At 68.8% G+C, this 20,409-nt stretch carries 20 protein-coding genes; 4 read left to right on the top strand and 16 right to left on the bottom strand.

Going from position 1 to position 20,409, the window contains the following annotated elements; all coding sequences use genetic code 11:
- Positions 1–45: 45 nt before the first annotated feature.
- The 6 genes from BLT45_RS08670 to BLT45_RS08695 are packed head-to-tail and all read right to left on the bottom strand — an operon-like array spanning position 46 to position 7,347.
- Positions 46–2,610, bottom strand: a complete 2,565-nt coding sequence (locus BLT45_RS08670; RefSeq protein ID WP_093297455.1) for a sensor domain-containing protein — start codon at positions 2,608–2,610, stop codon at positions 46–48.
- A complete protein-coding gene (locus tag BLT45_RS08675) occupies positions 2,607–3,530 on the bottom strand; it encodes a hydroxymethylglutaryl-CoA lyase (protein WP_093297458.1) in 924 nt (307 codons plus the stop codon). Before BLT45_RS08675 ends, BLT45_RS08670 begins: the two co-directional genes overlap by 4 nt.
- On the bottom strand, positions 3,527–4,141 hold the full coding sequence (locus BLT45_RS08680) for a hypothetical protein (protein ID WP_093297461.1): 615 nt from the start codon (positions 4,139–4,141) through the stop codon (positions 3,527–3,529). The genes BLT45_RS08675 and BLT45_RS08680 overlap by 4 nt, the downstream gene beginning before the upstream one ends.
- An 8-nt stretch (positions 4,142–4,149) precedes the next feature.
- Positions 4,150–6,141, bottom strand: a complete 1,992-nt coding sequence (locus BLT45_RS08685; protein WP_093297464.1) for an acetyl/propionyl/methylcrotonyl-CoA carboxylase subunit alpha — start codon at positions 6,139–6,141, stop codon at positions 4,150–4,152.
- Positions 6,141–6,542 (bottom strand): VOC family protein, encoded by a 402-nt coding sequence (locus tag BLT45_RS08690; protein WP_093297467.1) that lies wholly within the window; start codon positions 6,540–6,542, stop codon positions 6,141–6,143. Before BLT45_RS08690 ends, BLT45_RS08685 begins: the two co-directional genes overlap by 1 nt.
- A 4-nt stretch (positions 6,543–6,546) precedes the next feature.
- On the bottom strand, positions 6,547–7,347 hold the full coding sequence (locus tag BLT45_RS08695; protein WP_093297469.1) for an enoyl-CoA hydratase-related protein: 801 nt from the start codon (positions 7,345–7,347) through the stop codon (positions 6,547–6,549).
- A 108-nt stretch (positions 7,348–7,455) separates the two neighbouring features.
- Here BLT45_RS08695 and BLT45_RS08700 point away from each other — a divergent pair, with 108 nt between their 5' ends.
- Genes BLT45_RS08700 through BLT45_RS08710 form a run of 3 tightly spaced genes read left to right on the top strand, consistent with a single transcriptional unit; the run spans position 7,456 to position 9,815 of the window.
- Positions 7,456–7,701: a FeoA family protein gene (locus BLT45_RS08700; RefSeq protein ID WP_093297471.1), complete on the top strand. Its 246-nt coding sequence runs from the start codon at positions 7,456–7,458 to the stop codon at positions 7,699–7,701.
- Positions 7,698–9,563: a ferrous iron transport protein B gene (gene feoB / locus BLT45_RS08705; protein ID WP_093297474.1), complete on the top strand. Its 1,866-nt coding sequence runs from the start codon at positions 7,698–7,700 to the stop codon at positions 9,561–9,563. The genes BLT45_RS08700 and feoB overlap by 4 nt, the downstream gene beginning before the upstream one ends.
- A gap of 3 nt (positions 9,564–9,566) precedes the next feature.
- Complete coding sequence (locus tag BLT45_RS08710; protein WP_093297477.1) at positions 9,567–9,815, top strand: DUF6587 family protein; 249 nt, start codon at positions 9,567–9,569, stop codon at positions 9,813–9,815.
- A gap of 9 nt (positions 9,816–9,824) precedes the next feature.
- Here the strand turns inward: BLT45_RS08710 and BLT45_RS18420 are convergent, their stop codons facing one another.
- From BLT45_RS18420 to BLT45_RS08760, 10 genes are all read right to left on the bottom strand, one after another.
- Positions 9,825–11,195, bottom strand: a complete 1,371-nt coding sequence (locus BLT45_RS18420) for a J domain-containing protein (RefSeq protein WP_093297480.1) — start codon at positions 11,193–11,195, stop codon at positions 9,825–9,827.
- Positions 11,192–11,881 carry a J domain-containing protein gene (locus tag BLT45_RS08720; protein WP_093297484.1) on the bottom strand — a complete coding sequence of 230 codons (690 nt, stop codon included), beginning with the start codon at positions 11,879–11,881 and terminating at the stop codon, positions 11,192–11,194. The genes BLT45_RS18420 and BLT45_RS08720 overlap by 4 nt, the downstream gene beginning before the upstream one ends.
- A complete protein-coding gene (locus BLT45_RS08725; protein WP_093297488.1) occupies positions 11,878–13,572 on the bottom strand; it encodes a molecular chaperone HscC in 1,695 nt (564 codons plus the stop codon). Before BLT45_RS08725 ends, BLT45_RS08720 begins: the two co-directional genes overlap by 4 nt.
- A gap of 66 nt (positions 13,573–13,638) precedes the next feature.
- Positions 13,639–14,007 (bottom strand): hypothetical protein, encoded by a 369-nt coding sequence (locus BLT45_RS08730; protein ID WP_093297491.1) that lies wholly within the window; start codon positions 14,005–14,007, stop codon positions 13,639–13,641.
- On the bottom strand, positions 14,004–14,540 hold the full coding sequence (locus BLT45_RS08735; RefSeq protein ID WP_093297495.1) for a bactofilin family protein: 537 nt from the start codon (positions 14,538–14,540) through the stop codon (positions 14,004–14,006). Before BLT45_RS08735 ends, BLT45_RS08730 begins: the two co-directional genes overlap by 4 nt.
- A gap of 170 nt (positions 14,541–14,710) precedes the next feature.
- On the bottom strand, positions 14,711–15,460 hold the full coding sequence (locus BLT45_RS08740; protein WP_093297498.1) for an SDR family oxidoreductase: 750 nt from the start codon (positions 15,458–15,460) through the stop codon (positions 14,711–14,713).
- A 3-nt stretch (positions 15,461–15,463) separates the two neighbouring features.
- A complete protein-coding gene (locus BLT45_RS08745) occupies positions 15,464–17,071 on the bottom strand; it encodes a carboxyl transferase domain-containing protein (protein ID WP_093297502.1) in 1,608 nt (535 codons plus the stop codon).
- Positions 17,072–17,191: 120 nt separating this feature from the next.
- Positions 17,192–17,569, bottom strand: coding sequence for a hypothetical protein (locus BLT45_RS08750; RefSeq protein WP_093297505.1), 378 nt, complete (start codon positions 17,567–17,569; stop codon positions 17,192–17,194).
- A 164-nt stretch (positions 17,570–17,733) separates the two neighbouring features.
- Positions 17,734–18,078 (bottom strand): hypothetical protein, encoded by a 345-nt coding sequence (locus tag BLT45_RS08755; RefSeq protein ID WP_056880473.1) that lies wholly within the window; start codon positions 18,076–18,078, stop codon positions 17,734–17,736.
- A gap of 170 nt (positions 18,079–18,248) precedes the next feature.
- Positions 18,249–19,424, bottom strand: coding sequence for a thiolase family protein (locus BLT45_RS08760; RefSeq protein WP_093297508.1), 1,176 nt, complete (start codon positions 19,422–19,424; stop codon positions 18,249–18,251).
- Positions 19,425–19,547: 123 nt separating this feature from the next.
- On the opposite strand from BLT45_RS08760, the gene BLT45_RS08765 reads away from it, so the two are divergent.
- Positions 19,548–20,321, top strand: a complete 774-nt coding sequence (locus BLT45_RS08765) for a DUF2189 domain-containing protein (RefSeq protein WP_175455770.1) — start codon at positions 19,548–19,550, stop codon at positions 20,319–20,321.
- The last annotated feature ends 88 nt before the right edge of the window (positions 20,322–20,409 follow it).

Genomic DNA, 20,409 nt, shown 5'->3' on the forward strand with positions numbered 1-20,409 from the left:
ATCGCGACTGACGTCGCTCCCACACCTGCCCACTCTATGCGGGATTCAGGCGTGCAACGCGCGCTCCAGCGGGGTGTCGGCCAGCCGCCGTGCGAATTCGTCCGGCGACAGGCCCGGGGCGAACAGGAAGCCCTGACCCACCGGGACGCCCAGGTTGAGCAGGAACTGGCGCTGTGCTTCGGATTCGACGCCCTCGGCGACCAGTCCCAGCCCCAGGCTGCGGGCGATGGCCGAGACCGCTTGGCAGACGGCGACGTCGGAGCGGTTGTTCGGCACGCCTTCGGTGAACAGCGGGCTCAGCTTGAGGCCGTGGATGGGCAGCCGGCGCAGGTAGTTCAGCGCGCTGTAGCCCTCGCCGAAGTCGTCGATGGTCAGTACCACGCCCAACTGGCGCAGGTCGGCGAAGGTGCGCAGCGTGGCCGGCGCGTCCTCGATCAGCACGCGCTCGGTGAATTCCAGCTCCAGCGCGGCGCCCGGCAGGTCGAATTCGGCGAGGATCGCGCGCACGCGATCGGCGAGGTCGTCGCCGGCGAACTGCCGGTACGAGACGTTGACCGCCACCCGCACGATGCCCAGTCCCTGGTCGCGCCACGCGGCCACCTGGCGGCAGGCCTCGCGCAGCACCCAACTGCCGATCCGCACGATGTCGCCGGTGGTCTCCGCATGGCTGATGAACACGTCGGGGCGCAGTTCGCCCAGTTGGTGGTTCTGCCAGCGGATCAGCGCTTCGGCCGCGATGATGTGGCCGTTGCGCAGGTCGACCTGCGGCTGGTAGACGAGGCGGAATTCCTCGTTGTCCACCGCGCGCCGCAGTTGCGTTTCGATCTGCAGGCGGTCCTGCTGCCGCTGCGCCAGCTCCTGGGTGAAGCTCTGCCATCCGTTGCGTGCGCGATGCTTGCTGTCGTACATCGCGATGTCGGCATTCTGGATCAGCTGTTGCGGCCGCAGGCCGTCGCCCGGCGCCACGGCCAAGCCGATGCTCGCGGTGATGGCGAATTCGTCCTTGCCGAACCGGAACGAGTCCGCGAACGCGCCCAGCACCGCGTGCGCCAGCTGCTCGGGCAGCTGCGGGTCGTCGCCGGCGTCGCAGATCACCAGGAACTCGTCGCCGCCGAAGCGGGCGATCATGCCGTCGGTGCCCACGGCGCCGCGGATGCGGTCGGAGGCCTGCACGAGCAGTTCGTCGCCGGCGTTGTGGCCGAGGACGTCGTTGACCATCTTGAAGCGGTCCAGGTCGATGTAGAGCACCGCCACCTGCGCGCGCTCGGGATCGGACAGGCGCGCGCCCAGTTCGGTCAGCACGGCGTCGCGGTTCATCAGCCCGGTGAGGGGGTCGGTCCGCGCCTGGATGCGCAGCGTCTCTTCGGCCTGCTTGTCCTGCGAGATGTCCTGCATGGTGCCGGTGATGCGCGAAGCGCCCGGGTCGCCGGGCTCCGCATCGCCGATCACGCGGATCCAGAACGGATGGCCGTCGGCCTGCGTGCCCTGCAACTCCAGGTCGAAGCCCTTGCCACCGGCCGTGACGAGATCCAGCGCGCCGCGCAGCCGGCGGCGGTCGGCCTCGCGCAGGCAGGTGAGCATGTCGTCCAGGGTGATCAGCGGACGTGCCGCACCGAGGATGCGCTGCGCTTCGTCGGTGAGGTACATGCGGTCGCGGCCGATGTCCCATTCCCAGCCGCCGATGTGGGCCAGCGATTGCGCGCGGTCGAACAGCGCGCTGTCGCGCTTGAGCTCGGTGACGTCGCTGAACAGCGTGGTCACCTGCGATGGGCGGCTCTCGCCGGGCGCGAACTGCGGCACCGACGTCGCCGTCACCCAGATCAGGTGCTTGCGCTCACGGTGGTACATGCCCAGCAGCACGCTCTCCACCATCTGCCCGCTGTTCAGGGCACGCTGCGCGGGAAGCTCGTTGCGCTGCATCTCGCGGCCGTGTTCGTCGACCACGTGCCAGCGGTCGAGCGACAACTCGTGATTGACGCGCTGGTCCTCGCGGATGCCGAAGATGCGCATCGCCGCGCCGTTGCAGTACTGCACCACCAGGTCGCGGTTGTTCACCACGATGCCCTTGTCGATCGTCTCCATCAGCTCGCGGTAGCGCATTTCCGCGAGCCGGCGGCTGCTGATGTCGCGCGCCACCGCGACGATGCTCTTGCGGCCGTCGAAATTGATGTTGGCCGAATGCACTTCGACCGGGAACCGGGTCCCGTCGCCGCGCATGTTGGTGACTTCGATGACGTAGGTCTCGCCACGGTTCAACGTTTCCCACACCGGCACCAAATGGTCGCGCGGCAGGTCCGGGTTCAACACGTTGATGTTGCGCCCGACGATCTCTTCCGGCGGCCGCTTGTAGGCTTGCATGCCGGCCTTGTTGAGGTCCAGTACGGTGCCGTCCTCGGCGATGATGCTGACCGGATCGGGCACGGCATCGAACAGGTTGCGGTAGCGCGAACGCTCGGTGTCGGCTTCGTGCTGCTTGGCGAGCAGCGCTTTGCGCGCCTGGCGCAGCAGGTTGGCCGTGGCGTCGTCCGTGCCGCGTTCTGCCGCGGCGCTCTCCAGCGCGGCGACGAGCGCCTGCAGATCGAACCCGTCGCTGGCCGCGTCGTGGGTCATGCCGCAGCCGCCAGTGCCTTGCCGACGCGGCTGCCGGTTTCGCGGCCCAGGCGCGCGGCGAGCCAGCGTCCGGTCTCGGCGAGCAGGTCCAGGTCCACGCCGGTGCGCAGGCCCTGGCCATGCAGCAGGTAGACCACTTCCTCGCTGGCGACGTTGCCGCTCGCGCCCTTCGCGTACGGGCAGCCACCGGCACCGGATACTGCGGCATCGACCACGCGCACGCCGACGTCGAGGCAGGCCAGCAGATTCGCCAGCGCCTGGCCGTAGGTGTCGTGGAAGTGCACCGCCAGCGCCGGCATGGGTACTTCGTCGGCGACCGCCTTCAGCATGTCCGCGGCTTTGCGCGGCGTGCCTACGCCGATGGTGTCGCCCAGCGAAATCTCGTAGCACCCCAGTGCGTGCAATCGCTTCGCCACGCGCACCACGTCCGCCAGCGGCACGTCGCCCTGGTAGGGGCAGCCGAGCACGGTGGAGACGTAGCCGCGGACCTTGACGCCATCGGCGGCGGCGCGCGCCAGCACGGGCCGGAAACGCTCGATCGATTCGTCGATCGACGCGTTGATGTTCTTCTGGTTGAAGGCTTCCGACGCGGCGGTGAACACCGCCACTTCCTCCACGCCCACGGCGCGCGCGCGGTCGTAGCCGGTTTCGTTCGGCACGAGCACCGGGTACGAGGTCCCAGGGCGCCGGGTGATGGCGGCGAACACCTCGGCGGCGTCCGCCAGCTGCGGCACCCACTTGGGGCTGACGAAACTGGTGGCCTCGATGGTGAGCAAGCCGGTGCGCGACAGGCGGTCGATCAGTTCCACTTTATCGGCGGTGGCGACCTGCGTTTTCTCGTTCTGCAGGCCGTCGCGCGGGCCGACCTCGACGATGCGCACGAAATCGTTGGCCACAGCCGGAGGCGTGTGCGTGCTCATGGGCGCTTGTCCGCCTTCGCCCGGCGCATGCGCAGGGTCTTGGCCTTGCCGTCGAAGGCCTCGAACAACTCCGGATGCTCGCCCAGCAGGGTGCGCAGCTGCGCGGGGCTGCCTTCGAAGAGATACGTGCTGGCGTCGGTCTCGCGGGCCTTGAGAGTGCCCTGTTGGACGCGCTGCATGATGGTCACCGTGTCGAGCATCGCGATCTGCAGCGTATCGTCATGGATACGGTATTTCAGCAACGTGACGGCGCCTGCCGGCATGCCCTTGGGCGTGGGCGGCGCCTCCTGGCCGGTGCCGAACAGGCCTTCCAGTTCCTCGAACCCCAGCGCCAGATAGCGCTCGCCATCGACCTGGAAGCCGAGCGCATCGAAGCCGGGTTCATCGCGGCGGTTGTTGTCGCGCAGGCGGACGTGGCAACGCGCATCGACCTCCGCGTAATCGTCCTTGCCCAGCGGCACGCGGTCCTGCGGACTGTCGGGCAGGGGAATCCAGCGGCCGACCAGATCCGGATCGCAGGCGAGCGGGGCAGGGGCTTGTTCGAACATGACGCATCCGGTCAACAGGCTGGCCGCGAGCAGCAGGGCGGTCAACGGTCGCAGCGGCGCCATGGCGACCCTCATTCCAACGCCACGAGGACGGTATCGGCCTCGACAAAGTCGCCGGCGCTGGCGCGCACGTCCGCCACCACGCCATCGCGTGGCGCCTTGACGGCAAGTTCCATTTTCATCGCTTCCATCACCAGCAACTCCTGTCCGGCCGCGACCGCATCGCCGGGCTGCGCCTTCACCAGCACCACGCGTCCCGGCATCGGGGCGACGATCTTCCCGCTGCCTGTCGCCTCGGCCGCATCCGCGCGCCGGTAGGCAGGCACCGTCTCCACCGTCGTCCGTTGTTCCCCATCATGCAGCGTCAGGCGGGTGCCGTGGCGCAGGACGCGGAATCGCCGCGCCTGTCCATGAATACGCAATCCGAGCTGGTCGCCGGTCAGCCGCGCCGCCTCCACCTGGTGCTGGCCGTCGGCGAGCTCGACCCGGTAGCGGCCGCCATGGCCGTGCGCCAGGCCTTCCCAGGCCTCACCGCGGTGCTGGAACGCCAGCGGGCGGGCGCCCGCATGGCCGAGCCGCCAGCCGTCGGTGATCGCCCAGGGGGAGCCGGGCTCCTGACTGCGCGATGAGGCGGCCTGCGCTTCGGTTTCCTGGCGGAGCAGTTCGGCCACGGCGATGGCCACCCGGTGGCCGGCGGGCAACCCCGGCGCCGGCATGAACTCGTCCAGGTGGCGGTCCAGGTAGCCGGTGTCGATCCGGCCCTCGACGATCGCCGGGTGGCGTGCCAGCCGCTCCAGGAACGCGATGTTGGACTTGGGTCCGGCGATGTCGCACCCGGCCAGTGCTTCGCGCAGGCGGGCGAGGGCTTCGGTGCGGTCCGCGCCATGCACGATCAGCTTGGCGATCATCGGGTCGTAGAAGATCGTCACCGTGTCGCCTTCGACCACGCCGGCATCGATCCGCACGCCCGGCGAAGCGTCGGGCAGGACGAGCCGCTCGAGGCGCCCCGAACCGGGCAGGAAGCCGGCTTCCGGATCTTCCGCGTACAGGCGTACTTCGATGGCGTGCCCGTGCTGGCGGATGTCGTCCTGCGCCAGCGGCAAGGGCTCGCCGGCCGCGACACGCAGCTGCCACTCCACCAGGTCCAGGCCGGTGACCAGTTCCGTCACCGGATGCTCCACCTGCAGGCGCGTGTTGATCTCCATGAAGTAGAACTGTCCGTCGGGATCGACGATGAATTCCACCGTGCCGGCGTTGACGTAGTCGATGGCCTGCGCGGCCTTCACCGCGGCATCGCCCATCGCCGTGCGCAGTGCGGGTGTCAGGAACGGCGAGGGCGATTCTTCCAGCACCTTCTGGTAGCGGCGCTGCGCCGAGCACTCGCGTTCGTTGAGATGCAACGTGTGGCCGTGCGCATCGGCGAACACCTGGATCTCGATATGGCGCGGCGAGGACACGTAGCGTTCCAGCAGCACGCGGTCGCGGCCGAAGGCATTGGCGGCCTCGCGTTGGCAGCTTTCCAACTGGGCGATGAAGTCCTCCAGTCGGTGGACGACGCGCATGCCCTTGCCACCGCCGCCATGGGCCGCCTTGATCATCAGCGGGAACCCGATGCGCGCGGCCTCGCGCGACAGCGTGTTCGGCGACTGGTCCTCGCCGGTGTAGCCGGGCACGACCGGGACGCCTGCCGCCGCCATCAGCTCCTTCGCGCCGGCCTTGCTGCCCATCTTGCGCATCGATGGGCCGGACGGGCCGATGAACACCAGGCCCGCGGCCGCGACCGCATCGGCGAAGTCGGCGTTCTCGGACAGGAAGCCGTAACCGGGATGGATGGCCTGCGCGCCAGCCTCCTTGGCCGCCGCGATGACGGCATCGCCGCGCAGATAGCTGTCCGCCGGGCGCGGTCCGCCGATCAGGTAGGCCTCGTCGGCCTGGCGCACGTGCTGCGCATCGGCGTCGGCCTCGGAGTACACGGCGACGGTGGCGATGCCCAGCCGACGGCAGGTGCGGATGACGCGGCAGGCGATCTCGCCGCGATTGGCGATCAGGATCTTGGAGAACATCAGGCGTCGGTGTCCGCGGGCAGGTGGCAGACGGCTTCGATGTTGTGGCCGTCCGGATCGATGGCGAAGGCGCCGTAGTAGTTCGGGTGGTAATGCTCGCGCAGTCCGGGGGCGCCGTTGTCGCGCGCACCGGCCGCCAGTGCCGCGGCATGGAATGCGTCGACCTGCGCGCGGCTGCCTGCCCTGAACGCGATGTGCGAACCGCGGCCTGGCTCGCCACTGCCCTTGCCGACCCAGAAATGCGGTCGATTCGGCGGGCCGAAGCCGCAACCCTCATAGCCTCCGGTCATCTCGCGCGTCACGTCCATGACGACGCCGTAGCCCAGAGTACCCAGCACGCGTTCGTAGAACGCGCGGCTGCGCGCGTAATCGGCGACTTCGATGCCCAGATGATCGATCATCGGTTCAGTCCTTCGCCCAGCCGGGCGCGCGCTTGTCGAGGAAGGCGGACAGGCCTTCCTGGCCTTCCGGCGAGATGCGCAATCCGGCGATCAGGTCGGCGTTGTCGCCATCGATGCTGTCGCGGTCAGCGGTGGCCGCGACGCGCGCGACCAGTCGCTTCGCGCCGGCGGCGGCCAGCGGACCCGCCTTCAGCAGCAGCGCGATCTGGCGTTCGATGGCGGCATCGAGCGCCTCCGCTTCGACCACCTCGTGCAGCAGGCCGATCCGCAGCGCGGTGGCGGCGTCGAAGATCTCGGCGGTGGCGAACCAGCGGCGCGCCTCGCGCGCACCTATGGCCGCGATCACATAGGGCGAGATCACCGCCGGCAGCAGGCCCAGCTTGCTTTCGGTCAGGCCGAACTTCGCCGCCGGCACGCCGATGGCGATATCGCAGCAGGCCACCAGGCCCACGCCGCCGCCGAAGGCAGCGCCGTGCACGCGGGCGATGGTCGGTTTTGGCAGTTCGTCCAGCGTGCGCATGAGACGGGCGAGGGCGAGCGCATCCTGCCGGTTCTCCGCCTCGCTGGCGGCGGCCATGCCGCGCATCCAGTTCAGGTCCGCGCCGGCCGAGAACGACGCCCCGCTGCCTTCCAGCACGACCACGCGCACGTCGGCGTCCGCGGCCAGCTGTTCCAGCGTGGCGGTCAGGGCCGAGATCAGGCCTGCATCGAAGGCGTTGTGGAGGGCGGGACGGTCCAGCCGCAGGCGGGCGATGGCGCCGGTGCGTCCGAGCACGAGGGGGTGTTCCTGCGGCAATTCCGCCATTGCGACCGTTCCTTGCGAAGTCGCCGAATGATAACGGCACGCTGCGTTGCGGCCTTCCTGCACTGCGGCGATGCTACAATGAGAATAGTTCGCATTTGAGAGCCCGGCGTGATCCTGACAGACCTGCCTTCGCGTACCCCCGCCATCGTCGATACCGTGGAAGACCACGGTCCCCAGGACTCGATCGCCCGTCGCCTGCGCGAACTGGGCTTCGTCAACGGCGAGGAAGTGGAAGTGGTCGCGAAGGGTCCGCTCGGCGCCGAGCCGCTGCTGGTGCAGGTGGGCTTCACCCGCTTCGCGCTGCGCCGTTCCGAAGCCGCGCGCATCCGCCTGCGCAACGGAGCCACGGCATGAGCGCGGCCGAAGCCTCGACGCTGCGGCTGGCGCTGGTCGGCAATCCGAACTGCGGCAAGACCGCACTGTTCAACCAGCTGACCGGCAGCCGCCAGAAGGTCGCCAATTACGCCGGTGTGACGGTGGAACGCAAGGAAGGCCGCCTGCATTCCGCCGCGTCGGGACGGCAGTACGCCGTGCTCGACCTGCCGGGCGCGTACAGCCTGCACGCGGCGAGCCTGGACGAAGCGGTCACCCGGGACGTCTGCCGCGGCTTCTATCCCGGCGAACCCGCGCCCGACGTGCTCGTCTGCGTGGTCGATGCGACCAACCTGCGGTTGCACCTGCGCTTCGCGCTGGAAGTGCGCGAGCTCGGCAAGCCGATGATCCTCGCCGTCAACATGATGGATGCCGCGCAGCGCCGCGGCATCGCCATCGATCTCGCCGCGCTCGAGCGCGAGCTGGGCGTGCCGGTCGTCGAGACCGTCGCGGTGAAGCATAACGGTGCGCGCGCACTGGTCGAACAGATCGACCGCACCGCGGCAAAACCGCACGAACCGACCCAGCGCCTGGCCGAAGGCACGGACCTCCACGCCGAGACGCGTCGCCTGCTCTCGCTGGCGGTGAGCATGCCCACCCGGACGGCCAAGGTCGACGACGCGCTGGACCGCTGGCTGCTGCATCCGGTGTTCGGTCTGCTGGCGTTGGCGGTGGTGATGTTTTTGATCTTCCAGGCGGTGTACGCCTGGGCCACGCCGCTGATGGACCTGATCGAAGCCGGCAGCGGCGCGCTGGGCGAGTGGGCCGGTGCACTGTTGCCGGAAGGGCCGCTCAATAGCCTGCTGGTGGACGGCATCATCGCCGGCCTCGGCGGCGTCGTCGTGTTCCTGCCGCAGATCCTGATCCTGTTCGCCTTCATCCTGGCGCTGGAAGAGAGCGGTTACCTGCCGCGTGCCGCGTTCCTGCTCGACCGCATGATGGCGTCGGCCGGGCTGTCGGGCCGTTCCTTCATCCCGCTGCTGTCGAGCTTCGCCTGCGCCATCCCCGGCATCATGGCCACGCGCAGCATCCAGGATCCGCGCGACCGCCTGGCGACGATCCTGGTCGCACCGCTGATGACCTGCTCGGCGCGGCTGCCGGTGTACGCGCTGCTCATCGGCGCGTTCATTCCGCAGAAGACCGTGTGGGGCGTCTTCAACCAGCAGGGCCTGGTGCTGTTCGGCCTCTACGCCGCCGGTATCGCCAGCGCGCTGATCGTGTCGTGGGTGATGAAGAAGTGGCGTCGCGACAAGAGCGAGCACGCTCTGTTGCTGGAACTGCCGTCCTACCGCATCCCGCACCCACGCGATCTGCTGATCGGCCTGTGGGAGCGCGCGATGATCTTCCTCAAGCGCGTCGGCGGCATCATCCTGGCGCTGACGATCCTGTTGTGGTTCCTGCTGAACTTCCCGGCGCCGCCCGAGGGCGCGATCGGCCCGGCGATCGACTACAGCTTCGCCGGCCGCATCGGCCATGCGATGGCCGTGTTCTTCTCGCCGCTGGGGTTCAACTGGCAGATCTGCATCGCGTTGATCCCCGGCCTGGCCGCGCGCGAAGTCGCGGTGTCGTCGCTGGCGACGATCTATGCGCTGTCCGCCGCCGACGATGACGCGGCCATCCAGGCGCTGACGCCGGTGATCAGCGATGGTTGGTCACTTGCGACCGCGCTGTCGCTGCTGGTGTGGTTCATCTATGCGCCCATGTGCATCTCCACGCTGGCGACGATCAAGCGCGAGACCAACTCGTGGAAGCAGATGGGTTTCGCGACGTTCTATCTCTTCGCACTGGCCTACTTGGCCTCGCTGCTGACCTACCAGGTCGCCAGCGCACTGGGGGCCGGCTGAGCGATGGACGCCTCGCTCGCCCTGCAGTACGCCGTCATCGCGATCCTGGTGGTGGCCAGCGCGTGGGTGGTGCTGAAGAAGCAGTTTCCCGGTCCACTGCGCAAGGCGCGGATCGCGCTGGCGCTGCCGCTGCTGCGCGAAGGCCGGTCGAACTGGCAGCATGCCTTGGGCCGGTGGATCGCACCGGCCGGCAGCCTGGTGAACGGCCGGATCGCCGGCAAGGACTGCGGCGGCTGCGACGGGTGTGGTTGAGTTGGCGGATCAACCGTAACGGATCGCCAGACCCGCGATGCCCAGTCCCACGAACACCGTGAAAGACGCGATCGTCGTCCAGCGGTTGCCGGCGGCGGCCGCGATGCTGATCCGGTGCCGCTTCGCGTAGGCCCAGTCGCAGGCGGTCATGCCGATGGCGGCGCCTGCCAGCGCAAGCAACCAGGGCGACGGCAGGTCAGGCATGGGCAGCGCACGCACAAGCCAACTCGTGCCGACCGCGAAACGCAGCGCATCGAAGAACTGGCGGAAATGGAGCAGCGCGGCGGGCAGCACGAGCGCGAACGCGAGCGCCGGCAGCTGCGGCAGCCACCAGGCCACCCACAATCCCGCGACGGCCAGCCAGACCGGCATCAGTGCGATCCATGGCGAATGCAGGGTGGCAGGCCGTTCGCGTAGCGCCCACAGAGCACGCATCGCGTGCCAGATGCACAACATGCCGGCCACGGCGACGAACGCGAGACCCATCATGCGCTGTTGGCGCTCGGGCGCGAGCCCGACCACCGCACACAGACTGGCGATAGCCAGGGTCGCGAACGCCGCGGTGACGAGGACGGTCGCCCAGCGCCATGGACCGGCATAGAAAGGGTCGGCAATGCGCTCGAAGAAGACCTGCTGTCGGCCATCGAGGCCCGGCACGTCATCGCCGTAATCCGCCGTCAGTCGTTGCGACAGACGCGCTGCGCGAAATGCGAAACCGGGGACGCACGCCAGGACGAGCGCGAGGGGCCATCCGAAGGCGCGCTTCAGCTGTCGGATGGTCAGTGGTCGGTCCTCGTCGAAGGCGTCAGTGTTCTCCGTGGAGACCGCCTGCAAGACCTGCTGGCGTCGTTCCACCCACTCCGGTGGGGTGAACCCGAAGAACTCCGCGAGGACGGCCAGGGTCCCGGGCCGCACCTGCACTTCTTCGTACGCAATGCTCTCGAAGATTGCCTGCCCGATGCGGCGTTTCACTTCCAGGCCGTACAGGGCGGGATGGTGCTCAAGGTAGTGGCGGAACGCAGAAGGCAGATCTCCCTCCGCGCGGGCGATCAACTCCGCGCGCAACGTTGCCTCGTCGATCCGGGGCGTGGGGGGCTCGTGCGCTAGCGCGCTTGAATGTCCCGCATGCAGCGCGGGAGATGAGGTATCCGGCGCCGGCGTATCCGGCGAGGCCTCGGCACTGTACGCATCGGCGCCGGCTACCTCGAGCACCTGTCCGCGTATCAGCGACAACGCTTCCTGATAGGCCTCGTGCAAGTGCTGGAACCCCGCCGGATCCTCGTCCGGCCGTGTCGTCTTCAGCAGGCGGGCATAGGCACGCTTGATGGCGCGTTCGTCCGCGTCTGCGGGCAGGCCGAGGAGGGCAAAGGCGTCGGTCATGGTGCCGCTCCGGAACAGCGTGTCACTGAAAGCATCGCTAGTAGCATCATCCAAATGGCCACGCCGAAGGACCAACCCAAGCTGCCGGAGGACGATGAGGAAGAGGGTTCCGCGTAAGGCTTCCGGATCGATTCGGCATCTTCGAGCGTCATCTGTGCATAGCGCTCCAGTGCGATGACGTACGTCTCGAGCTGGGCGCGCGCAGGACCCGCCGTATCCAGTCCCAGGAAGTGCATGACCGCGGCCACGTGCCGCGGCGGCAGTGCCGGCTTCCGTAGCAGCGCGTCGACGATCTCATAAGCATGGGTTTCACGCGCACCGATCGAATAGAACGCCGGGTGCGCCTGCAACCACCGGAGGACGTCGCGGCCGCTGGCCGTTTGCGAGAGGTCGAACAGGGCAACGACGAACGTTCCGATGTCGAATGAGGGGGCAACGGCAGGCACAGGCTCGGAGGCGGATGTGGCAGGTGCGCCCGGCGCGTCGAAGACGAAGCCCCGTGGCGCTTCGGGTCCGCCGCCCTTCAATTGGCTGAGACAGAATTGGTAGGCCTGGTTGAGGCGCTGGAATCCTTCCGGATCGTCATCGGGCCTGTGGACTTTCAGCAGGCGCGCATACGCGCGCTTGATGGTGCGCTCGTCAGCGTCCTCATCGATATCCAGCAGGGCATACGGCCCATCGTTCACCCCTGCGCCTCGATGCTCTCCAGCATCCGCGCGAAATCGGCACGGTGTTCACGGATCTGCAGGGGATCCTGGCCGTCCAGCACCATGCGGAAGCGTACCAGGGCGTCCTGAAGGTCGCGACGCGCCCAGAGAAGTTCCTCGTACAGGCGCTCGGCGCGGGCGATCACCAGGAGATTCTCCTGTTGGTCACGGGGATGCACCTTCAATTGGGACAACGCCGCCAGGCGCTGGCGGATCTCGTCCTGGGTCAGCACGCCTGGGTTCTGCTGCAGGACCACCTCATGGGTCTGCCCGGTCGCCACGATAGTGGCTTCTACCTGCAGCAACCCATTGACGTCGTAGGTGAAGCGGATGTCAACGGGGTTCTCGTGCGCGGCGCGCGCCGGGACCTTCACCGAGATCGTGCCCAGCTTGACGTTGTTCTCCACGCGCGGGCTTTCGCCCTGGTAGATGTTGAACTCCACCTGCGTCTGCTGGTCGCGCATCGGCTGGTAGCGTTCGACCCGGCTGACCGGCACGGTCGCGTTGCGGTGGATGATCGGGGAGAACAAGCCGGTGGTGACCTGCCCACGCCCGTCGTCCTGCGCGGTGTCCACGCCGAGCGAATGGGGACACACGTCGGTGAGGATGATCTCTTCCAGCGATTCGTCGCGCGCCTTCATGCCGGCGGCCACCGCCGCACCCAGCGCAATCGCTTCGTCCGGGTTGATGTGCCGCAAGGGCAGGCGACCGAACATCCGCGACACCAACCGCGCGGTCAGCGGCATCCGCGACGCGCCGCCGACCAGAACGATGTCGTCCAGCTGGCCCGGCGCAAGGCGCGCGTCGCGCATGGCCCGCTCCAGCGGCGCGCGCATGCGCTGCACCAATGGCTCGCACAGCCGCGAGAAGCCCGCTTCGTCGATCTGCCAACGCCGCGGCTCGCCGCCCAGCAGGATATCGACGTCTACGGGACCGCCGGATGTGTTCGACAGTTCGCGCTTGGCCGACTCCAGGCGGCGCCTCAGCTGGGCATCTTCGCTGGCCGTCAGGCTGGCTGCGTCGACCTTGAGCTCGCGCAGGCAGGCATCGCGCAACGCGGAGAGAAAATCCTCTCCGCCAAGGAAGTTGTCGCCGGCGCTGGCGTGGACTTCCATCACGCCGTCGAACATTTCCAGGATCGAGACATCGAAGGTGCCGCCACCGAGGTCGAATACCAGGAAGCGTCCGCCCCCGTCGCGCTGCTGCAGGCCATAGGCCATGGCGGCGGCGGTAGGTTCGTTGATGAGGCGTTCGACCTTGATGCCGGCCAGCTCGCCGGCGATACGGGTGGCCTTGCGCTGCGCGTCGCCGAAGTACGCCGGCACGCTGATCACGGCCTCGGTGACGGGACTGCCGAAATGGCTCTCCGCATCGGCGACAAGCGCGCGCAGGACCAGGGCCGACAGTTCTTCCGGGCGCAGTGCATGCTTGCCGAGGCGGCTGACGCGGTTGGTGCCCATCCAGCGCTTGAAGCTCGCGACGGTGCGCTGTGGATGGGTGATCAATCGGTCCACGGCGGCCCGACCGACGATGAGCGCCTCGTCCGCATCCACGCTGACGACCGATGGCGTCAGCAGTTCACCCAGCGCGTTCGGGATAAGCACCGGGCCGTCGGGCCCGTGGTAGCCGATCAGCGAATGCGTGGTCCCCAAATCGATGCCGACGATCATCCAGCCCCCTGCTGGCGTCCTTGTCGATGCCGAGTGTAACGGGACGTACCGTGGGCGGGGAGGGCGTCAGTGCCGGGTGCGCCGTCCCGCGGCTTTGCCGGTGGCGGGGTTGAGTTCGACCGACAGGACGAAGCTGCGTTGCTCGTGGGGCTGCATGGCGCCGACGCCGACAACCTGGCGGGTCACTTCTTCGCCACGGTCGTTGCGGATGGAGAGCACCACGCTGTATTCCCAGGCCGCTCCCTCTGCGGGGGGCTGCAACGTCCCCTCGATGCGCAGCGGGGTGAGCGCGGGCGCCCCATTCGCGCCCGCACCGGGTTCGAAACGCAGATGGTGGCGGCAGCCGGGACAGACCGCCGCGCTCTCCAGGATCGTCGCCTTGCAGTGCGGGCAGGTGCGGGTGGCGCCGGCACTGCCAGGGCGGGGTTGGCTCATGCGGCGGCGCCGGGCTCCGTGCTGCCGGACTTGCCGCCCTTGGCGGCGGGCTCGTCCCAACCGAAGTCGGCCTGGCCGCGCATCCGCGAGCCGGCGGCAACGGTGAGGGAGCCGGCCTTGACGTCGCCGATCAGCACGCCGGACGCCAGCAGTTCGACGCGTGCGGCCGATTCGATGTTGCCCTCCAGCTCGCCGGCGATGGTGACCTTCTTTGCCCGTACGCCGCCGTTGAGCTTGGCGCCGGTCTCGATGGTGAGATCGCCCTGCACGTTGACGTCGCCCTTGAACTTGCCCGCGATGCGGATGTGGCCGGTGCCCTCGATCTTGCCTTCGATGGTCAGGTCGGAGGCGATCAGCGATTCCTTGAGCGTTTCCTGCGGCGCGCGCTCCGGTGCGCGGGTGCCCGGCGGGGCGGTCACGGTCGGGGAGAAGTCGGCGACCGCCGGGGCCTCACGCACGCCGGCGGGCGTGGGCTCGGAGGGGGGCGGGACGGCCTCTTTCTTTGCGGGGCCTTGGTCTTTCCAGATGGACATGCAGGGGATGCTCCGGGGTGGCAGGGCATTGGACTATCGCCAATCCGCGGAACGTCACGCTGTGATCACGCCTGCCAAACGGCGATGCCGTACGCGCCCCATCACACCGGTTCACGTTCCAGCCGGAGTTGTCTACGCGCCGCTCACATGCCTGAAGCGGGGGAGCCGATTCACCGCCCGCCGGCGACGTCGATGAAGGTGCCGGTGGAATAGGCCGCCCGGGACGACAGCAGCCACAGGATGGCTTCGGCCACCTCGTCCGGCAGGCCGCCACGCCGCATCGGCACGAAGGCCTTGACCCGTTCGACGCGTCCCGGCTCGCCGCCGTCCGCGTGCATGCCGGTGTAGATGAAGCCGGGCCGGACCGCATTCACGCGGATGCCTTCCTGCGCGACTTCCTGGGCCAGGCCGACGGTCAGCGTATCCATCGCGCCCTTGGACGCGGCGTAATCGACGTACTCCCCGGGCGACCCGGTCTTCGCCGCGACCGACGACACGTTGACGATCGCGCCGCCGCGGCCGCCATGGCGGGTCGACATGCGGCGCACGGCTTCGCGGCAGCAGAGCAGGGTGCCGGTCACGTTGGTGGCAAGGATGCGGTTGATGCGGTCGGCGTCCATCGCGTCGACGCGCATCTGCATTTCCAGGATGCCGGCATTGTTGACCAGCGCGGTCACCGGGCCCAGCGTGTGGTCCAGCCGGTCGAACATGGCGACCACGTCGGCTTCATCCGACACATCGGCCTGCAAGGCGATGGCGCGGCCGCCCGCCGCGGTGATCCGCTGCACGATGGACGCGGCCGCATCCGCGTCGCGGCGGTAGTTCACGCCTACGGCGTAACCGCGTTCGGCCGCGAGCAGCGACGTCGCCGCGCCGATCCCCCGGCTCCCGCCCGTGACGAGGACGATCTGCGAGGACATCGGCTACATCCGGAACACGCCGAACTTCGCCGGTTCGATCGGTGCGTTGAGCGAGGCCGAAATGCCCAGGCCCAGCACGCGGCGGGTGTCGGCCGGATCGATGATGCCGTCGTCCCACAGGCGCGCGGTGGCGTACCACGGGCTGCCCTGGGTTTCGTACTGGTCGCGGATGGGCGCCTTGAACGCGTCCTCGTCCTCCGCCGACCACGCCTTGCCGGAGGCTTCGATGCCGTCGCGCTTCACCGTGGCGAGCACGCTGGCGGCCTGCTCGCCGCCCATCACGCTGATGCGCGCGTTCGGCCACATCCACAGGAAACGGGCGCCGTAGGCGCGGCCGCACATGGCGTAGTTGCCCGCGCCGAAGCTGCCACCGATCACCACGGTGAACTTGGGCACCGACGAGCACGCCACGGCAGTGACCATCTTGGCCCCGTCCTTGGCGATGCCGGCGTTCTCGTACTTGCGGCCGACCATGAAGCCGGTGATGTTCTGCAGGAACACCAGCGGGATGCCGCGCTGGTTGCACAGCTCGATGAAATGCGCGCCCTTGAGCGCGCTCTCGCCGAACAGGATGCCGTTGTTGGCGATGATGCCGACGGGATAGCCGTGCAGATGGGCGAAGCCGGTCACCAGGGTCTTGCCGTAGCGCGCCTTGAACTCGTCCAGTTCGCTGCCGTCGGTGATGCGGGCGATGACTTCGCGGATGTCGAACGGCCGGCGCGTGTCCTTGGGCACGATGCCATAGAGCTCCTCGGCGGCGTACAGCGGCTCGCGCGCCTCGCGCAGTGCGACCGGCACGGTCTTGCAGCGGTTGAGGTGGCCGACGATGCCGCGCGCGATCTCCAGCGCATGACGATCGTCCTCGGCGAAATGGTCGGCCACGCCCGACACGCTGGTGTGCACGTCCGCCCCGCCGAGGGCCTCGGCATCCACCACCTCGCCGGTCGCGGCCTTCACCAGCGGCGGACCGCCGAGGAAGATCGTGCCCTGTTCGCGCACGATGACGCTCTCGTCGCACATCGCCGGTACGTAGGCGCCGCCGGCGGTGCAGCTGCCCATCACCACGGCGACCTGCGGGATGTTCTCCGCGCTGAGTCGCGCCTGGTTGTAGAAGATCCGGCCGAAATGCTCGCGGTCCGGGAAGACCTCGTCCTGCAGCGGCAGGAACGCGCCGCCGGAATCGACCAGGTAGATGCACGGCAGCCGGTTCTCGCGGGCGATCTCCTGCGCGCGCAGGTGCTTCTTCACCGTCATCGGGAAGTAGGTGCCGCCCTTGACGGTGGCGTCGTTGGCCACGACGACGACTTCCAGCCCCATCACGCGACCGATGCCGCACACCATGCCCGCGGCCGGTGCGGCGCCGTCGTACATGTCCTCGGCGGCGAGCGGCGCGATCTCGAGGAACGGCGAGCCGGGGTCGAGCAGGGCGGTGATGCGGTCGCGCGCGAGCAGCTTGCCGCGCTCGGTGTGCTTGCTGCGGGCCTTGTCGCCGCCGCCTTCCGCGGCACGCGCGAGCCGGCGGTCCAGTTCCTGCACCAGGACGCGGTGATAGGCCGCGTTGGCGGTGAAGTCGGGCGAGCGCGGGTCGAGTTGGGAGGCGATGGCGGGCATGCGGCACGCGGATGCGGGAAAGGCGGCATCAGACCACAAAGCCCCGCACGCGCCAAACCGCAGTGCAAAAGAAAAGGCCCGCTTGCGCGGGCCTTCCTGATGCGCGCGGAGGCGAATCGATTACTTCTTGACTTCTTCAGCCTTGGCTTCGGCCTTGTCGGCCACTTCAGCAGCCTTGTCGGCGGTCGCCTGGGCGGCGTCGGCGGTGGCCGCAGCAGCGGAAGCGGCAGCGTCGGTGGCGGCGGCTTCGGTCGCAGCAGCGGCGTCGCCGGCGGCGGCGGTCGCAGCGGCAGCGGCGTCGGTGGTCGCGGCGGCGGCGGCATCGCCCGCGGCAGCGGCGGCGTCGCCGGCAGCGGAAGCGGCGTCACCGGCGGCGGCGGCAGCCTGGTCGGCGGCAGCGGCGGCGTCGGCAGCGGCGGCGTCGGTGGATTCGCTCTTCGTGCAGGCGCTCAGGGCCAGGACGGCGGCGACCAGCAGGACGGTGCTCTTGATCTTCATAGGGATCCCCAAATCGGTATGTGTGTGGAAGGTGACGCCGGGAAGGCGACTGTGTTCGTCCGTTGAGGAGGCCGAACCGGGGTGCCGGACCCGGATACAGAAAAAGCCGCCAGCGAACTGGCGGCTTTCTCATTTTAACGCTAAATCAGGCAACCGCCAGCAGATTACTGCTTGGTGGCTTCCTTGGCAGCGTCGGTCGCGGCTTCGGCGGTGTCGGCAGCCTGGGCAGCGGCGTCGGCAGCAGCGTCAGCGGCTTCGCCGGTGGTGGCGGCAGCGGCGTCGGTCGCGGCGGTCGAAGCAGCGTCGGCGGCAGCGGCAGCGGCGTCGGCCGACTGCTGGGCGGCGTCGGCGGTGGCTTCGCCAGCGGCGGCGGAAGCGTCGGCAGCGGCCTGGGCTTCGGTCGAAGCGGCGGCGGCGTCGGCGGCGGCGTCAGCAGCCTGCTCCTGGTTCGAGCACGCAGCCAGGGCGAAACCCAGAGCCAGCGCGATCAGAGCCTTGTTCATGGTCATCTTTGCATTTCCTCGTCGTTAGTTAGGCAACGCGCAATTGCGCGCCTGCAACATGATGACAAGCCCATTACCGCTGTCAAGCGGTTGGCCGGTTATCTTTGTCAATCCGTTGTTAAACACTATGGGGCGAAGGAAAACACGCGCTCCCTCGCCCCAAACTGCGCAAAAACTCAGGCCACCTCGACCGCGATCGCAGTGGCTTCGCCGCCGCCGATGCAGAGGGTCGCGACGCCGCGCTTGAGGCCCCGGACGCGGAGCGCGTTGATCAGGGTGACCACCAGGCGGGCGCCGGACGCGCCGATCGGATGGCCGAGCGCGCAGGCGCCGCCGTTGACGTTGACCTTGGCGTGCGGGATGCCCAGTTCCTTGATCGGCGCCATCGCCACGACGGCGAACGCTTCGTTGACCTCGAACAGGTCCACCTGGTCGACCGTCCAGCCGACCTGCTTGAGCAGCTTGTCGATGGCCGCGACCGGGGCGGTGGTGAACCACTCCGGCTGTTGCGAATAGGTGGCGTGGCCCACGATCCGGGCCAGCGGCTGCAGGCCACGCTTGGCGGCTTCATCGGCGCTCAGGAGCACGGTGGCCGCGGCGCCGTCGGAGATGCTGGACGAGCTGGCGGCGGTGACGGTGCCGTCCTTCTTGAAAGCGGGCTTGAGGGTGGGGATCTTGGCGAGGTCGGACTTGCCCGGCTGTTCGTCGGTGGCCACTTCGACCTCACCCTTCCGGGTCGCGACCTTGACCGGGACGATCTCGCCGTCGAACGCGCCGGATGCCTGCGCGGCCTGGGCGCGGGTCACCGATTCGATGGAGTAGGCGTCCTGCTCCTCGCGGGTGAAACCGAACTTGGCGACCGTGGCTTCGGCGAACACGCCCATGGCCTGGCCGTCGTAGGGGTTGGTCAGACCGTCCCAGGCCATGTGGTCCACCGCCTGGAAGTTGCCGTAGCGGTTGCCGGTGCGCGAGTTCGGGATCATGTGCGGGGCATTGCTCATGGATTCCATGCCGCCGGCGACCACGATGGTGGCCGAGCCGGCCTTGATCAGGTCATGGCCCAGCATGATCGCCTTCATGCCGGAGCCGCACACCTTGTTGATGGTGGTGGCGCCCGCCGCATCGGGGATGCCGGCCGCGCGCGAGGCCTGGCGCGCGGGCGCCTGGCCCAGGTTGGCCGGCAGCACGCAGCCCATGATGACCTCGGACACGTCCGCGGCCGGAATGCCCGACTGCTCCAGCGCCGCGGCGATGGCGGCGGCACCCAGGGTCGGGGTGGGGACGCCGTTGAACTGGCCAAGGAACGAACCGATGGCGGTGCGCTTGGCGGCGGCGATGACGATGTCGGACATGGGGGATTCCCGCGTGGAGTGAGAGGGCGATTATCCCGCCGCGCCCCGACGGCCGGCAAATCGGCCGTTCGTACAGGGCCGCAACCCCCGCCGCGGCGTATGCTCGGGCCGGAGGGGACCGATATGTCAGACGAACCAGCCACCGATGCGGGGCCGCGCGCCTTCGTGGTGCCCTGCGCGACCCTGGATGCGGGCGCGCCATGGCGCTGGCTGCGTGCCGGCTGGCAGGACCTGCGCCGGGCGCCCGGCCTGTCCCTGCTGTTCGGCGCCGTGATCGTGCTGGTCAGCGCCGGCATTTCCTGGCTGGCGTTCGTCCTGGGGCGCTTCGCGTTGCTGGCGACCCTGCTGTCGGGCTTCGTCTTCATCGCCCCGCTGATCTGCGTGGGCCTGTACTGCGTGAGCCGCGGTCTGGAGCAGGGGCGCACCCCGCGCCTGCGGGATTCGTTCGTGCTCGCCCGGCGCGTGCTCGGCCAGGCCGGGGTGTTCGCCCTGGGGCAGGGGGTGATCATCCTGCTGTGGTCGCGCGCCGGGATGATGGTCAGCGCCTTCTTCCCGTTCGATGGCGGCGACCCGGGCGCGTTCTGGGAATTCCTGGCGCTGGGCTCCGCCATCGGTGCGGTCTTCGCCGCCCTGACGTTCGCGGTGACGGCGTTCTCGCTGCCGATGATCGCCGACCGCGACGTCGACATGGTGACCGCCGCCGTCTCCAGCGTGCACGCGGTCATGCGCAACAAGGGCGTGATGGCGGTGTGGGGCCTGCTGCTGGTCGTGCTGACCGTGATCGGGTTCGCCACCGCGCTGCTGGGGCTGGCGGTCCTGATGCCATGGCTGGCCTACGCCGCGTGGCATGGCTATCGGGAAACGCTCGACGCCTCGGCGTGGCCCGCACTGGATTGAGCGTCGTACAGAGGCCGCGAGGTAGGGCGGGCGTCAGCCCGCCATCACTATCCATGAACCCGACGGTGGGCCAAGGCCCACCCTACGA

Origin of the sequence: Pseudoxanthomonas sp. CF385 (genome assembly GCF_900104255.1) — a bacterium.
Taxonomy (GTDB): domain Bacteria; phylum Pseudomonadota; class Gammaproteobacteria; order Xanthomonadales; family Xanthomonadaceae; genus Pseudoxanthomonas_A.

Excerpts from the sequence above, each read along its gene's own strand:
- BLT45_RS08710 (WP_093297477.1), top strand. The coding sequence starts at position 9,567 with ATGGACGCCTCGCTCGCCCTGCAGTACGCCGTCATCGCGATCCTGGTG.
- BLT45_RS08675 (WP_093297458.1), bottom strand. The coding sequence starts at position 3,530 with ATGAGCACGCACACGCCTCCGGCTGTGGCCAACGATTTCGTGCGCATC.
- BLT45_RS08690 (WP_093297467.1), bottom strand. The coding sequence starts at position 6,542 with ATGATCGATCATCTGGGCATCGAAGTCGCCGATTACGCGCGCAGCCGC.
- BLT45_RS08725 (WP_093297488.1), bottom strand. The coding sequence starts at position 13,572 with ATGATCGTCGGCATCGATTTGGGGACCACGCATTCGCTGATCGGCTAC.
- BLT45_RS08685 (WP_093297464.1), bottom strand. The coding sequence starts at position 6,141 with ATGTTCTCCAAGATCCTGATCGCCAATCGCGGCGAGATCGCCTGCCGC.
- BLT45_RS08765 (WP_175455770.1), top strand. The coding sequence starts at position 19,548 with ATGTCAGACGAACCAGCCACCGATGCGGGGCCGCGCGCCTTCGTGGTG.
- BLT45_RS08740 (WP_093297498.1), bottom strand. The coding sequence starts at position 15,460 with ATGTCCTCGCAGATCGTCCTCGTCACGGGCGGGAGCCGGGGGATCGGC.
- BLT45_RS08695 (WP_093297469.1), bottom strand. The coding sequence starts at position 7,347 with ATGGCGGAATTGCCGCAGGAACACCCCCTCGTGCTCGGACGCACCGGC.
- BLT45_RS08670 (WP_093297455.1), bottom strand. The coding sequence starts at position 2,610 with ATGACCCACGACGCGGCCAGCGACGGGTTCGATCTGCAGGCGCTCGTC.
- BLT45_RS08760 (WP_093297508.1), bottom strand. The coding sequence starts at position 19,424 with ATGTCCGACATCGTCATCGCCGCCGCCAAGCGCACCGCCATCGGTTCG.
- BLT45_RS18420 (WP_093297480.1), bottom strand. The coding sequence starts at position 11,195 with ATGACCGACGCCTTTGCCCTCCTCGGCCTGCCCGCAGACGCGGACGAA.
- BLT45_RS08745 (WP_093297502.1), bottom strand. The coding sequence starts at position 17,071 with ATGCCCGCCATCGCCTCCCAACTCGACCCGCGCTCGCCCGACTTCACC.
- BLT45_RS08750 (WP_093297505.1), bottom strand. The coding sequence starts at position 17,569 with ATGAAGATCAAGAGCACCGTCCTGCTGGTCGCCGCCGTCCTGGCCCTG.
- feoB (WP_093297474.1), top strand. The coding sequence starts at position 7,698 with ATGAGCGCGGCCGAAGCCTCGACGCTGCGGCTGGCGCTGGTCGGCAAT.
- BLT45_RS08735 (WP_093297495.1), bottom strand. The coding sequence starts at position 14,540 with ATGTCCATCTGGAAAGACCAAGGCCCCGCAAAGAAAGAGGCCGTCCCG.
- BLT45_RS08680 (WP_093297461.1), bottom strand. The coding sequence starts at position 4,141 with ATGGCGCCGCTGCGACCGTTGACCGCCCTGCTGCTCGCGGCCAGCCTG.
- BLT45_RS08730 (WP_093297491.1), bottom strand. The coding sequence starts at position 14,007 with ATGAGCCAACCCCGCCCTGGCAGTGCCGGCGCCACCCGCACCTGCCCG.
- BLT45_RS08755 (WP_056880473.1), bottom strand. The coding sequence starts at position 18,078 with ATGACCATGAACAAGGCTCTGATCGCGCTGGCTCTGGGTTTCGCCCTG.